We start from the raw sequence: 12,515 nt of genomic DNA, 5'->3' as shown, positions 1-12,515 counted from the left end.
AGTTGTTCACGAACCCGAAACGATCACCGGGCGCCGTTCACGGACCGAGGTCGCCGACCAGGCCCGCGGTGGCGCTGATGCCGTCGGCGATGGTGGGCGCGGCGCTGGTGCCCGCGAGCAGGAAGCCGAGCAGCACGCAGACGAGAGCGTGGGAGAGCTTCATGGCGCCGTTGCGCAGGATGATCACCGCGACGATCAGGAGCAGCAGCACGAGGGAAATGGACAGAGACATCGCCGAACCTCCTCCGCCACGTCGACACCGTGGTTTTCGGCCGCACCGTGGCTTTCGGCCGCAAGTGTGACGCAGCGGAGGGCGCCGTCCGGGGCACGACCTGTCCCCCGAACGGGTGTTAACTACCGGTCACCGGATCGCGTTCACCGGTCGTGGGCCACGAGGAACGCCTCGAGCCCTGCGAGGTCGTCGGTGTTCAGGTGGTCGACGTCGGCGGCGATCAACTCGGCCCACACGGCGTCCCGTTCGGGGCCGGCCACGTCGGGCGTCGCCCAGAAGCGGACGCGTTGCCCGCGCGCGTGGGCGGCGGTGACGATACCGCGCAGCTTGTCGCGTTCGGCGGCGGGGATCGGGCCCGCGCCGAGCCAGGTGAAGTTGTTCGTCCAGTTGTCGCTGATGAGCGGGATGAAGGAAGCCGGGTCCGCGCTGCCGAGGTCGGTGAGGCGGCCGTCGTAGAAGGCGCTGCGGGTGCGCTGTGCCTGCATGACCGGTCCGGCGGCGCGGTCGCCGGAGACGACGGCGGTGACGGGACCGGTGTGCACGCGGCCGCGCGCGTATGTCGTGAACAGACCTCGGTGGCGACGCAGTTGGCGGTCCAGCTCGGCGTAGGTCGCGGCGCCCTCGGTCTTGATGTCGATGAGCAGTTGCAGCGGGGTGCGCCAACCCCGGTACACCGCACCGTGGTTGGCGCGGACCCGGGCGGCGAGCGGGGCCAGGTACAGGGATTCGAGGGTGCGGGACGGGTCGAGGTCGACGGGGTCGTGGGCGACGAGGAGGTCGCCGTCGACGAGGTAGATGTCGGCCTCGACGCTGTTGAACCGGTGGTCGAGAGCGTCGAACAGCGGGCGCGCGTGGTCGTAGTCGTTGTGGGCGTGGGCGCGGCGCAGCGGGCGGGGGTCGCGCTTGTGGCCGCTCGCGTGCGCGAGTTGTGGTGCGGCGACACCGGTGGCCAGTGCGGCGGCGAACGCGCCGAGGGCTCTGCGGCGGGTGGTCAGGGCCATGTGTGCCTCCCGTGGTGGGCCGGTGGGACACGGGTGAGTATGCGGGGCCCATGGCTCTGAAGGGCAGGCCTGCGGGGCGAGTTGGCCGGACCGCCGCCTGTGGTTCACCTGACGTGGGGCGTCCCGGACGGCCGTCGTACAGTGTGGCCGATCATGGTCGGGGAACCGGGAGGGGTGAGCGTGGTGGGCGGGTCCGTACGAAGACGTCGTGTCGGGTGCGTCGTGGGAGCGCTCGCCGTGGCGGCGGTCGCCGGGACGGCGGCCTGGGGTGTGTTCGGTCGCGGCGACCATCCCTTCGACGACGCGCGGGCCTGCGAGGCGAGCGAACTCCCCCTCCGACAGGCCCTCGACGATGCCCGATTGACGCTGCCCGCGGGCGCCACCGACGTGCACTACATCACGCACACCAGGGCGCGGTCCGACGGAGTACGCCTGGCTGTCTCCTTCCACAGCACCAGAGGCGCGATGCACGCCTATCTGCGCGGAGCCGGTCTCGTGACCGAGGGCCTGGACAACCTGGACGACGGCCGCTTCGACCTCGGGGACGTGGGCAGGGATCCGGCCACGCTGCACCTGTGCGGAGGCGCGCCCCACATCGCGGCACCCGCCGCGCTGATCGAGAAACGGCGCGCCCGGGTGGACGGCACGCCCGAAACCGTGGATGTGGCCGTGCAGTTGAACGCGTCCGCGTACGGCAGCATCCGGCCCTCCACGGACGTCCTGCTCACCGTGCGGGACGACACGGCACCTTAGGAGGCCCGCTCCTTCGCGCTGCGCTCGACGCAGAACTCGTTGCCCTCGGGGTCGTGCAGGGTCACCCAGCCTGTGCCGTCCGGCCTGCGGTGGTCGCCCTGGAGCGTGGCGCCGAGGGCGAGCAGCCGGTCGACCTCCTCGTCGCGGGTGCGCTCCTGCGGCTGGAGGTCCAGGTGCACCCGGTTCTTGGCCGCCTTGCCTTCCGGGACGCGGATGAACAGCACGCCGACGGACGCGCTCTCCACGAGCGCCTCGGGGTCACCGGGGTTGTCGTCGGCGGCGAGGGCGCCGCCCAGCGCCTCGGCCCAGAAGCCGGCGAGGGTGTACGGGTCGGCGCAGTCGATGGTCACATGGCGAATGAGTGAGGACATGCCCCAGAGCTGATCACGGACGGGCCGTGTCGTCCATCGGATCGGGCTCGGTCGTCCGGCACCGCGCACGGGAGGGGCCGCGGTCAACCACCAGTGTTGACCGCGGCCCCTGCTGTTCACCGTCTGTGCTCACGGTGCCCGGAGGTCGACCAGTTCGGCCAATTCCTCCCGGTGGCGGCCCGCGCTGCCGAGGGCGATCGAGGCGGACTTGGCACGCTTGAGGTAGAGGTGGATCGGGTGCTCCCACGTCATGCCGATGCCGCCGTGCAGCTGAAGCGCCTCCTCCGCCGCGCGCACCGCGACGGGCGCCACGTACGCCTGGGCGACGGCGACCGCGATGTCGGTGTCGTCGCTGCCGGTGGCGAGCGCGTCGGCCGCGTTGCGGGCGGCCGCACGGGCGTTGACCACTTCCAGCCACAGCTGGGCGAGGCGGTGCTTGAGCGCCTGGAAGGAGCCGACGGGCCGGTTGAACTGGTTGCGCTCGCGCGTGTACCGGACCGTTTCCGTCAACAGCCAGTCGGCGCCGCCGAGTTGTTCGGAGGCGAGCAGTCCGGCTCCGGCCCGCAGGGCGCGGCGCACGGCGGGCGCGGCGGTGTCGGCGAGGAGGCGTCCGGCGGCGCCCTCGAAGGTCACGGCGGCCAGCGGGCGCGTCCGGTCGAAGGAGGTCTGCGGCTCGACGGAGACGTCCGCGGCGTCGACGGCGAACAGGCCGCTCTGCGTCGGCACGAGGAACACGTCGGCGACGGCCGCGTCCGCGACACCGGTGACGCGGCCCGTCAGGGCCCCGCCTTCCACCCGTACGTCCGTGAAGTCGCGCCCCGGCGTCGCCGACAGCGGCACGGCGAGCGCGCCGACGGTGCGGCCGGAAGCGAGGGCGGCGAGCAGGGTCGCGGCCTCGTCGCCGTCGCAGCCGAGCAGCGCCTCCGTCGCGATGACGGCGCTCGTCAGATACGGTACCGGAGCGACTGCGCGCCCCAACTCCTCCAGGACCACGGCGACTTCACGGTGCGTGGCCCCCTGGCCGCCGCGCGCCTCGGGCACGAGCAGCCCGGCCAGGCCCATGCTCTCGGCGAGGTTCTTCCACAGCGCGCGGTCGTGCGGCTCGTCCGACTCGACGCGGGCGAGCACGGACGCGGCGTCGCAGTGGTCGGTGAGCAGGTCACGGACCGCCGAACGGAGCGCTTCCTCGTCCTCGGAGTACAGCAGATCGGGCTGTGCGCTCATCGGGACAGGTCCTTCCATGCGACGTCCTTGTCGGTGCGCGGCTCGGGCGGCAGGCCCAGCACGCGCTCGGCGACGATGTTGAGCAGGATCTCGCTCGTCCCGCCCTCGATGCTGTTGCCCTTGGCCCGCAGATAGCGGTAGCCGGCTCCGCGGCCCGCGAAGTCCACGATCTCCGGGCGGCGCATCGTCCAGTCGTCGTACAACAGGCCCTCCTCGCCGAGGAGTTCGAGCTCCAGGCCGCTGATCTCCTGGTTGAGGCGCGCGAAGCCGAGCTTCATGCCCGCCCCCTCGGGCCCGGGATGCCCGGCGACGAGCTGCTGGCGCAGCCGCTCGCCGGTGAGCCGGGCGACCTCGGCGTCGACCCACAGCTTCACGAGCCGCTGGTGGAGGTCGTGGGTGCGCAGTTCGGGGCGCTCGCGCCAGATGTCCGCGACGATGCCGATGAGGCCGCCCTCGCGGGGGATGCGGGCGCCGCCGATGGCGACCCGCTCGTTGTTGAGGGTGGTCTGGGCGACCTTCCAGCCGTCGCCGATCTCGCCGAGCCGGTGGGCGTCGGGGATGCGGACGTCGGTGAGGAACACCTCGTTGAACTCGGCCTCGCCGGTGATCTGGCGCAGCGGCCGCACCTCAACGCCGGGGTCGGTCATGTCGCACACGAAGTAGGTGATGCCCTTGTGCTTCGGCACGTCCGGGTCGGTGCGGGCGATGAGGATGGCGAACCGGGAGTTGTGCGCGCCGGACGTCCACACCTTCTGGCCGTTGACGATCCAGCTGTCGCCGTCGCGCACGGCGCGGGTGCCGAGCGCCGCGAGGTCGGAGCCGGCGCCGGGCTCGCTGAACAGCTGGCACCAGATCTCCTCGCCGACCCACAGCGGCTTGAGGAAGCGTCGCTTCTGCTCGTCGGTGCCGTAGCGCAGGACGGTGGGTGCGGCCATGCCGAGGCCGATGCCGTTGCGCCGGGGCGCGTTGTCCGGGGCGCCCGCCGCCTCCAGCTCCGCCTCCACGACGCCCTGGAGGGCGCGCGGCGCGTCGAGGCCGCCGAGGCCCTCGGGGTAGTGCACCCACGCGAGCCCCGCGTCGAAGCGGGCGCCGAGGAAGTCCTCACGCGAGGTGGTCGCGACCGGGTGGGCGGCCAGGAACTCCTGGGTCAGGGTGCGCAGTCGTGCCGCGTCGACGGTCATGCGGCGGCTCCTTCCGTACGGGCTTTGAGGCCGGGCACGACGACGACGCGGCCCGTGGTGACCCCGTCGGCGACGCGCTGCACGGCGGCGGGCGCGTCGGCGAGGTCGACGCGGTCGCTCACGAGGGGCTTGATGGCACCGCGGGCGGCGAGCTCGGTGAGCCGCTCGTGGCAGTGCGGGATGAGCTTGGGGTTCTTCTGCGCGTACAGGCCCCAGTGGAGGCCCATGATCGAGTAGTTCTTCACGAGGGCGTGGTTGAGCGCGGGGCTCGGGATGGTGCCGGAGGCGAAGCCGACGACGATGATCCGGCCCTCGAAGGCGACGGTCTTCGCGGACTGCGCGTACGCCTCGCCGCCGACGGGGTCGTAGACGACGTCGGCGCCACGGCCCCCGGTCGCCTCCTTCACGGCGGCGATGACGTCCTCGGAGCGCCGGTCGACGACGACGTCGCAGCCCAGCTCCTGAGCCACCTTCGCCTTCTCGGGCCCGCCGACGACACCGATGACCTTGGCGCCCGCGGCCTTGCCGAGCTGGACGGCGGCGCTGCCGACGCCCCCCGCGGCGGCGTGCACGAGCAGCGTCTCTCCGGCTTCGATGCGGGCACGCTGGTGCAGCCCGAACCAGCCGGTCTGGTAGGCGATGTGCAGGGCGGCCGTCTCGGCGTCGTCCAGGGCCTCGGGCGCGGGCAGCAGGGCCCGGGCGTCGGCGACGACGTACTCGGCGAAGCCGCCGTGCGGCAGCGCCGGATTGGCGATGACCCGGCGGCCGTCCTCGGTCTCGCCGCAGATCTCCACCCCGGGGGTGAACGGCAGCGGCGGCTTGACCTGGTACAGGCCGCGGCAGAGCAGCGCGTCCGGGAAGTTGATGGCGGCGGCGCGCACCTTGAGCAGGACCTGCCCCTCGCCGGGCACGGGGCGATCCACCTCCGCGAGGCGCATCACCTCGCTCGGCTCGCCGTTCTCGTGCACTTGCCATGCCTGCATGCGGGGCCTCCACGGGACTGCTTCGTCAAACCGGGTTCCGCCGCATACTAAGCGGTCGCTTGCCGTCCTGTGAATGCCCCTGCTCAAGTCACTCCTGCCGGCCCCGCGCGGGCCGCGCCCTGACGTGCATCCGCTCCCCCTGCGGCCCGAACAGACTCAGGAACTCGGCGGGCCCCTCCCCCGTCGACCCGAACCAGTGCGGCACGCGCGTGTCGAACTCGGCGGCCTCACCGGGACCGAGCACCACGTCGTGCTCGCCGAGGACGAGCCGCAGCCTGCCGGAGAGCATGTAGATCCACTCGTAGCCCTCGTGCGTCTGCGGGTCGGGCTCCGCCTGCCGCTGCGGCTCGATGATCTTGTACGCCTGGAGGCCGCCCGGCTGCCGGGTCAGCGGGATCATCGTCCGGCCGTGCCGCACGACCGGCTTCGCGCGCACCCGGGGATCGCCGACCGGCGGCGCGCCGACCAGTTCGTCCAGCGGGACCTGGTGGGCGCGGGCGATCGGCAGGAGCAGCTCCAGGCTGGGCTTGCGCAGGCCCGACTCCAGGCGGGAGAGCGTGCTCACGGAGATGCCGGTGGTCTCGGAGAGGCCGGAGAGCGTGGCGCCACGCTCCTTGCGCAGGGCGCGCAGGCGCGGCCCGACACCGGAGAGCACCTCGTCCGTGCTCGCGTCCGGCTCCCCGCCGTGTTCATGGTCGTGTGCGTTCATGAATCCATTGCAGTTTCGGCAAAGCCATTTGTCAATCCGGCGAGTCCAGGTGCACCTTCGAAAGCGACGAGGACAGCTACTGCGCAGACGAGGTGGACCCCATGAGCAGCACCGGCAAGGACATGAAGGACGCGTACGAGGTCGTGGTCGTCGGTGGCGGAGCGGCGGGCCTGTCGGCGGCGCTGATCCTGGGCCGCTCCCGCCGCTCGGTCCTGGTGATCGACGCGGGCGAGCCGCGCAACGCGCCGGCCGCGCACATGCACGGCTACCCGTCGCGCGACGGCATGCCGCCCGGCGAGTTCCTGGCCGAGGTGCGCCGCGAGGTCGCCGAGTACGGCGTGGAGCTCGTCCGGGACCGGGTGACGGCGGCCGAGTCCGACGGGTCCGGCGAGTTCGACGTGACGCTGGCCGACGGCGGTCGGGTGCACGCACGCCGCCTGGTGATCGCGACCGGCCTCGTGGACGAGCTGCCGGACGTTCCCGGGGTCGCCGAGCGCTGGGGCCGGGACGTGCTGCACTGCCCGTTCTGCCACGGCTGGGAGGTGCGGGACCAGCCGATCGGCGTGCTGTACCGCAAGGCGTCGGGCACGCACCAGGCTCTGCTGTTCAGTCAGCTCTCCGACGACGTGACGCTCTTCCTCGACGGTGTCGACGAGGACGAACTCCCGGACGCGGACTGGCAGACGCTGGCCTCGGCCGGGGTGAGCGTGGTCAGCGGGAAGATCGACGGGCTCGTCGTGGCGGACGACCGGCTGACCGGGGTGCGGCTCGCGAGCGGCCGGGAATTCGCGCGGTCGGTGTTCGTCGTGCCGACCCGCATGGTGCCGCGCGACTCCCTGCTGTCCACGCTGGGTGCCCGCACGCACGAGACCCCGGCCGGACCGTTCGTGGACGTGGACCCGACGGGGCAGACCAGCGTGCCGGGCGTGTGGGCCGTGGGGAACGCGGCGGGCGCGGCGGAGCAGGTCGTCAACGCGGCGAGCGCGGGCTACCGGGCCGGCGCCTTCATCAACGCGCAACTGGTCACCTTCGACGCGGCGCGGGGAGCCGAGCTGCGGCGAGCCGGTGTGTTCTCGCCGGAGGGCGAGCGGGCCGTGGCGCGGGCCCGCCGGTCCGCGGACGGTGCCTGAAGTCCCGCACGGGCATGGCGGGTTGAGGGTGCAGGCGGTATCCATGCCCGCATGACGACGCCTCCCGCACCCGGACTGCCCGCTCCTCCCCCGCTCGGACTCTCGGCCCTGCCGCCGGGCACGTACGACGACCGGCTCGTCCTGGTGACCGGGGGCGGCACGGGCCTCGGCCGGGCGATCGCGGCGGAGTTCGCGCGGCTCGGCGCGAGCATCATGATCGTGAGTCGCAAGCCCGAGCATCTGGCTCCCGCCCGCGAGGAGTTGGCGGCCGTCGAGGGTGCGGGAGCGGTCACGGCGGCGACCTGCGACATCCGGGACGCGGGCCGTATCTCCGAGGTGTTCGACGCGGCCGCCGCGGCGCACGGCCGCGCCCCGGACGTCCTGGTGAACAACGCGGCCGCCAACTTCCCCGTACCCGCCGAGGACTTGAGCCCGAACGGCTGGCGCTCGGTGGTCGACATCACGCTCAACGGCACGTTCTTCATGAGCCGCGAGTTCGGCCGCAGGCATCTCGCGGCGGGCTCCCCGGGTTCGGTGATCGCGGTGGGCGCCTCGTACGCGTGGACCGGCGGCCCCGGGTACGCGCACAGCGCGGCGGCGAAGGCGGGCGTGAAGAACCTGGTGGAGACGCTGGCCGTGGAGTGGGGTCCGTACGGCATCCAGGTCAACGGCCTGGTGCCGGGTCTCATGCCGCACGAGGACATGACGTCCGACATCCGCGCCAACCTGGACCGGGCCGACGACCCCGCGGCCCGCCAGCCGGCCCTGCGGGTGGGCGCGCCACGGGAGTTGGGCTGGGCGGCCACGTTCCTCGCCTCTCCCTACGCGCGTTTCATCAGCGGCCACACCCTGGTGGTGGACGGGGCGAACTGGCAGCGGCGCAGCCTGGTCAACGCCCCGGTGTCCACCGTGCGGGAGCAGCTGGGCCGGGGACCGTTCGCGGCGGAGTGAGTACGCGGTCCCGGCCGTGCCGCCTGGCCCTCGATGTCCGGCTTCCCTGTCTGTGGCCGGTGTGCGTCGCTACCATGCGTACGGTCGGACCCACTCTCGGTGGGGTCAGGAAGCGCTCCGGCCGACGGGGGGTGCTGTGGAATCTCGGACCAAGCACTGGCGGGCCCTGACCGACACCGACGGGCACAGTGTCGGCCGGCAGTTCCAGCAGCCCGGCCTCGCGTCGCGAGCCGTCCCGTTCGCGCTGGTCGCCGTCGTGGCGACGGTCAGCGTCCTCGTACCGCACGGCGACATCCGGTCCTGGACCGCGTACACGGTCAGCGTCACCCTCCTGTTGCTGTGCGCCGGGGCCTTTCTGCTGCCCTGGCAGCGGCTGCCGGGGTGGACTCCGGTGCTGGTGCCGCTGCTCCACACCGGTTCCGTCCTCGCGCTGATCCTGGCGACCGGCCCGGCCGCCGGTGTCGGACTCGTGCTGCTGGTCCCGCTGATCTGGACGGTGCTGTTCCACCATCGGTGGGAGTCGGCGTGGGTGGTCGCGGCGGTCGTCGCCGTACAGACGGTCTCGTCCTTCGCCCAGGCGGCGCCCGGAGTGGTGATCGCCCGGCGTGTGGTGCTGTGGAGCGCCCTCGGAGCGCTCATCGCGGTCGCCACGCACGGCCTGCGGGACCGGATCAAGGGTTCGATGGTGGCCAACATGGCGCTGCAGACGGAGGTCCGCGAACTGTCCCTGGCCCGGGAGCGGGACCGGATCGCCGCCGATCTCCGTGACGGCGTGGTGCGCAGGGTCTTCGACGTGGGGCTTGAACTGCACGGCGCGGCCGGGATGCTCGGCGAGGGGCCCGCGCACCGGCGGCTGCTGCACTGCGTGGCCGAGCTGGACGACGTGATCCAGGCGCTGCGGGAGAGCGTGTTCGACCTGGGCGACGCCGCCGGCGGGGTGCCCGACGGCGCTGTCGGCACCGACGACAGGAGTTCCGTGGCCGACACGGACGAGCGCTGACCGCGGCACTCGCCCCTGGTCGGGCGCTCGGGCTCACGCTCCGCGGAACTCCGGGGGCCGCCGTCGGGCCTTCGCCGTGAACCCTTCCGTCGCGTCCTCGGAGGTGAGCGTGAGGGCGGCGCTCATCGCGACCCGGTCCAGGGCCGCGTCGAGACCGGCGTCGGCGTAGGCGTCGATGTCCCGTTTGACGGACTGCACGGCCAGGGGCGCGTTCGCCGCGATCTCCCGCGCCACGTCCCGGGCGGCCCGCTCCAACTCGGCTTCGGGAACGACCTGTTGAAGCAGGTTCAGGCGCCGCGCCGTGTCCGCGTCGATGCGTCGCCCGGTCAGCGCCAGGAACTTGGCCCAGCCGGCACCGGCCTCACGGGCGATGCGCAGATCGCCGCCCGCGTCGACCGCCACCCCCAACTGCGCCTCCGGCAGGGCGAACACGGCGTCGTCGGCCGCGATCCGGACGTCCGCCATGAGCGCGAGCTCGAAGCCGAAGCCGAGGCAGTACCCCTGAACGGCCGCGACGACGGGCTGTGGGAGCCGTGCGAACGCCGCGAACCGCTCGTGCACCCACCGGATGCCCTCGTAGTAGGCGCGGCTGCGCGCCGATCCGCTCTCCCCCTCGATGCCGCTGCCGGGCGCGGTCACGTCGATACCCGCGCAGAAGGCGCGCCCCTCGGCCCGCAGCAGGACGACCCTGACGCGGTCGTCGAACCGGATCCGGTCGGCCATGACGCCGAGCTGCCTACTCGACTCCCAGCTCCAGGCGTTGAGCTTCGCCGGGCGGCACAGCGTGAGCACGCCGACGCCGTCCTTGTCGACGTCCAGGCGCAGCCGCCGTTCGTCGCCGTCGGGGATCGAGGTGTCGGTCGTGTCGATCATGCGGCCCCCAGCCGGTCGTCGGCGTCCCTGGCGGCGCGCAGCGTAGCGGCCCTGCCGCACACCTTGAAGCCCCCTGCACACCCAAGAGAGTAGACACTGTCTACGCACATGAGGTAGACAGTGTCTATGGAGACGGACGGCGACAGCGACAAGGGAGGCGGCCTGCGGGACCGCCTCATCGACACGGGCGTGGCCCTGGTGGACGCGGAGGGCGCGGCAGCCCTGTCGCTGCGGGAGATCGCCCGGCGCGCCGGGGTGTCGCACGGGGCGCCCCGCCGCTACTTCCCCACGCACCTGGAGCTGCTCTCGGCGATCGCGCGCCGGGGCTTCGCACAGCTCGGCGAAGAAGCACACCGGGCGCTCGGCGCCGCCGAGGCCGATCCGCGTGCCCGGCTCGCCGCGCTCGCCAGGTCGTATCTCGCCTTCGCCGCCGATCATCGCGGCATGTACGAGTTGATGTTCCGTCACGACCTTCTGGAGAGCGGCGAGTCGGGGCTGCGTGACACGAGCCTGCCGCTGTTCGAGATGTTCACCGGATTGGTGGCGGAGGTCCGCCGAGGCACCGAACCCGCCGTCGTCGCGGGCGCGTTGTGGGCCAATCTGCACGGTGTCGCCCAGCTGTGGGGCTGGGGAAGCCTGCAACTCGCCACCGCCGTCGACGACATCGAGCCGTTGCTGGTCTCGGTGCTCGACGCGCATCTGGGTCCGGTGGGCCGGTGACCGCCCGCGCTCATCGGCGCGTCACGCTCGCGGGCAGCGTCGTCGGCGCGGTTCTCGTGGCGCTCGACGGCACCGTGCTGACCATCGCCCAGCCCGCGCTCCAGCGCGATCTCGGCGCCTCGCTCACCCAGGTCCAGTGGACGAGCACCGGCTATCTGATCGCGGTGGCCAGTCTGCTCGTCTTCGCGGGAAGGCTCGGCGACCGGTACGGGCACCGGCGCCTGTTCGGGTACGGGATGCTCGGATTCGCCGCGGCGTCGGCGGGCATCGGGTGCGCGCCCGGGATCGGCGCCGTGATCGCGCTGCGCGTGGTGCAGGGGGTGTGCGGGGCGCTTTTGCAGCCGGCGACGCTCGGCATGCTGCGGGCCGCGTATCCACCGGACGAGCTGGGCATGCCGATCGCCCTGCGCACCAGCGCCATCGGGGTCGCGGCGGCCGCGGGCCCGCTCGTCGGCGGGGTGCTCACGGCGCATCTGGGCTGGCGTTCGGTGTTCCTCCTCGGCGTGCTGCCGGCCGTGGCGATCGCGCTGCTCGTGCTGTGCGTACGGGATGCGCGCGAGCCGGCCGGGCAGGAGCGGCCGGCCGGACTCGACGTGGGCGGTGCACTGTTGCTCGGCGGGGCACTGGCCTGCCTGGTCACGGTGCTCGTCACGCTGCCCGGGGCCGGCTGGTCGACGGGTTCGGTGACCGCCCTGGCCGGGACCTGCGTGGCGGTGGCCGCCTTCGTGGTCCACGAGCTCCGCACCCCGCACCCGCTCCTCTCCCCCGCCCTGTTGGCGTCACCGGTGGTGGCCGCGTCGCTCGGGATCCTGCTGACCGCGTCGGCGGCGCTGTTCGGCACCCTGTTCACGGCGACGTACTTCCTTCAGGACGTGCTCGGTCTCGACGCGCTGGGCACCGCCCTGCGCATGCTGCCCGCCGCGCTGTGCATGGTCCTCGCGGCGCCGCTCAGCGCGGTTCTGCTGCGCCGCCACGGGGCACGCCCGACCACCTGCTGCGGCATGCTGATCCTGGCGGCGGGTGTCTTCGGTTTCGGCCGGCTGGACGGCGCGGCGACCGCGTGGGCCGTCGCGGGCTGCGCGTTCGCGCTGGGCACAGGGTTCGGCACCGTCATGGTCGCCGCGACCGAGGTCCTGGTGCGCCGGGCCCGCCTGGTGGACGCCGGGGTGGCCGGCGGTCTCCAGCAGACGGCGATGAACATCGGCCCGACGCTCGGCGTGGCCACGGCGACGGCACTGCTCGCCACCGGCCAGAACTTCGTGGCGTCGATGGGGACGGCGCTCACGGTGCTGGCCGGTCTGGCCTGCGCCGGAGCACTGGCGACGGGGAAGCTGCCGACGGGGCCACGGGGAGCGACCCGGCCGACCACGGAGGCGTCGTAGCCGAG

14 protein-coding genes are annotated in these 12,515 nt (G+C 73.0%); 6 read left to right on the top strand and 8 right to left on the bottom strand.

Annotation, left to right across the window (positions count from 1 at the left end):
* Window positions 1-37: 37 nt before the first annotated feature.
* Window positions 38-232, bottom strand: a complete 195-nt coding sequence (locus B072_RS0104030; protein WP_018528644.1) for a hypothetical protein — start codon at window positions 230-232, stop codon at window positions 38-40.
* 143 nt (window positions 233-375) lie between these two features.
* Window positions 376-1,233, bottom strand: coding sequence for a phosphatidylinositol-specific phospholipase C/glycerophosphodiester phosphodiesterase family protein (locus B072_RS0104025; RefSeq protein WP_018528643.1), 858 nt, complete (start codon window positions 1,231-1,233; stop codon window positions 376-378).
* A gap of 222 nt (window positions 1,234-1,455) precedes the next feature.
* Here B072_RS0104025 and B072_RS45360 point away from each other — a divergent pair, with 222 nt between their 5' ends.
* Complete coding sequence (locus B072_RS45360) at window positions 1,456-1,986, top strand: hypothetical protein (RefSeq protein ID WP_158689139.1); 531 nt, start codon at window positions 1,456-1,458, stop codon at window positions 1,984-1,986.
* On the opposite strand, the gene B072_RS48005 is transcribed toward B072_RS45360, so the two are convergent.
* The 5 genes from B072_RS48005 to B072_RS0103995 form a co-directional block, all read right to left on the bottom strand.
* On the bottom strand, window positions 1,983-2,357 hold the full coding sequence (locus B072_RS48005) for a VOC family protein (protein WP_026245428.1): 375 nt from the start codon (window positions 2,355-2,357) through the stop codon (window positions 1,983-1,985). The two genes, B072_RS45360 and B072_RS48005, sit on opposite strands and share 4 nt — an antisense overlap.
* Window positions 2,358-2,486: 129 nt before the next feature.
* Window positions 2,487-3,581 (bottom strand): acyl-CoA dehydrogenase family protein, encoded by a 1,095-nt coding sequence (locus tag B072_RS0104010; RefSeq protein ID WP_018528640.1) that lies wholly within the window; start codon window positions 3,579-3,581, stop codon window positions 2,487-2,489.
* A complete protein-coding gene (locus B072_RS0104005) occupies window positions 3,578-4,762 on the bottom strand; it encodes an acyl-CoA dehydrogenase family protein (protein ID WP_018528639.1) in 1,185 nt (394 codons plus the stop codon). Before B072_RS0104005 ends, B072_RS0104010 begins: the two co-directional genes overlap by 4 nt.
* Window positions 4,759-5,745 carry an NADPH:quinone oxidoreductase family protein gene (locus B072_RS0104000; RefSeq protein ID WP_018528638.1) on the bottom strand — a complete coding sequence of 329 codons (987 nt, stop codon included), beginning with the start codon at window positions 5,743-5,745 and terminating at the stop codon, window positions 4,759-4,761. The genes B072_RS0104005 and B072_RS0104000 overlap by 4 nt, the downstream gene beginning before the upstream one ends.
* A gap of 88 nt (window positions 5,746-5,833) precedes the next feature.
* Window positions 5,834-6,454 (bottom strand): helix-turn-helix domain-containing protein, encoded by a 621-nt coding sequence (locus B072_RS0103995; RefSeq protein WP_018528637.1) that lies wholly within the window; start codon window positions 6,452-6,454, stop codon window positions 5,834-5,836.
* 101 nt (window positions 6,455-6,555) lie between these two features.
* Here B072_RS0103995 and B072_RS0103990 point away from each other — a divergent pair, with 101 nt between their 5' ends.
* The 3 genes from B072_RS0103990 to B072_RS0103980 all read left to right on the top strand — a co-directional run bounded on the left by B072_RS0103990 (window position 6,556) and on the right by B072_RS0103980 (window position 9,535).
* A complete protein-coding gene (locus tag B072_RS0103990) occupies window positions 6,556-7,584 on the top strand; it encodes an NAD(P)/FAD-dependent oxidoreductase (RefSeq protein ID WP_018528636.1) in 1,029 nt (342 codons plus the stop codon).
* Between the two features lie 51 nt (window positions 7,585-7,635).
* Window positions 7,636-8,535 carry an SDR family oxidoreductase gene (locus B072_RS0103985; protein ID WP_018528635.1) on the top strand — a complete coding sequence of 300 codons (900 nt, stop codon included), beginning with the start codon at window positions 7,636-7,638 and terminating at the stop codon, window positions 8,533-8,535.
* Between the two features lie 136 nt (window positions 8,536-8,671).
* Window positions 8,672-9,535, top strand: a complete 864-nt coding sequence (locus tag B072_RS0103980; RefSeq protein WP_018528634.1) for a hypothetical protein — start codon at window positions 8,672-8,674, stop codon at window positions 9,533-9,535.
* Between the two features lie 33 nt (window positions 9,536-9,568).
* Here the strand turns inward: B072_RS0103980 and B072_RS0103975 are convergent, their stop codons facing one another.
* Window positions 9,569-10,408 carry an enoyl-CoA hydratase/isomerase family protein gene (locus B072_RS0103975; protein ID WP_018528633.1) on the bottom strand — a complete coding sequence of 280 codons (840 nt, stop codon included), beginning with the start codon at window positions 10,406-10,408 and terminating at the stop codon, window positions 9,569-9,571.
* A 126-nt stretch (window positions 10,409-10,534) separates the two neighbouring features.
* On the opposite strand from B072_RS0103975, the gene B072_RS0103970 reads away from it, so the two are divergent.
* Together B072_RS0103970 and B072_RS0103965 are read left to right on the top strand one after the other, a co-directional pair.
* The gene (locus B072_RS0103970) at window positions 10,535-11,128 is read left to right on the top strand and encodes a TetR/AcrR family transcriptional regulator (RefSeq protein ID WP_018528632.1); all 594 of its coding nucleotides are present in this window, start codon (window positions 10,535-10,537) and stop codon (window positions 11,126-11,128) included.
* On the top strand, window positions 11,125-12,510 hold the full coding sequence (locus tag B072_RS0103965; RefSeq protein ID WP_018528631.1) for an MFS transporter: 1,386 nt from the start codon (window positions 11,125-11,127) through the stop codon (window positions 12,508-12,510). The genes B072_RS0103970 and B072_RS0103965 overlap by 4 nt, the downstream gene beginning before the upstream one ends.
* Window positions 12,511-12,515 lie beyond the last annotated feature (5 nt).

Origin of the sequence: Streptomyces sp. HmicA12 (genome assembly GCF_000373565.1) — a bacterium.
Classification (GTDB): Bacteria; Actinomycetota; Actinomycetes; order Streptomycetales; family Streptomycetaceae; genus Streptomyces.
The sequence above is the reverse complement of the archived record's forward strand: the minus strand, read 5'-3'. Positions and strand labels throughout refer to the sequence as shown.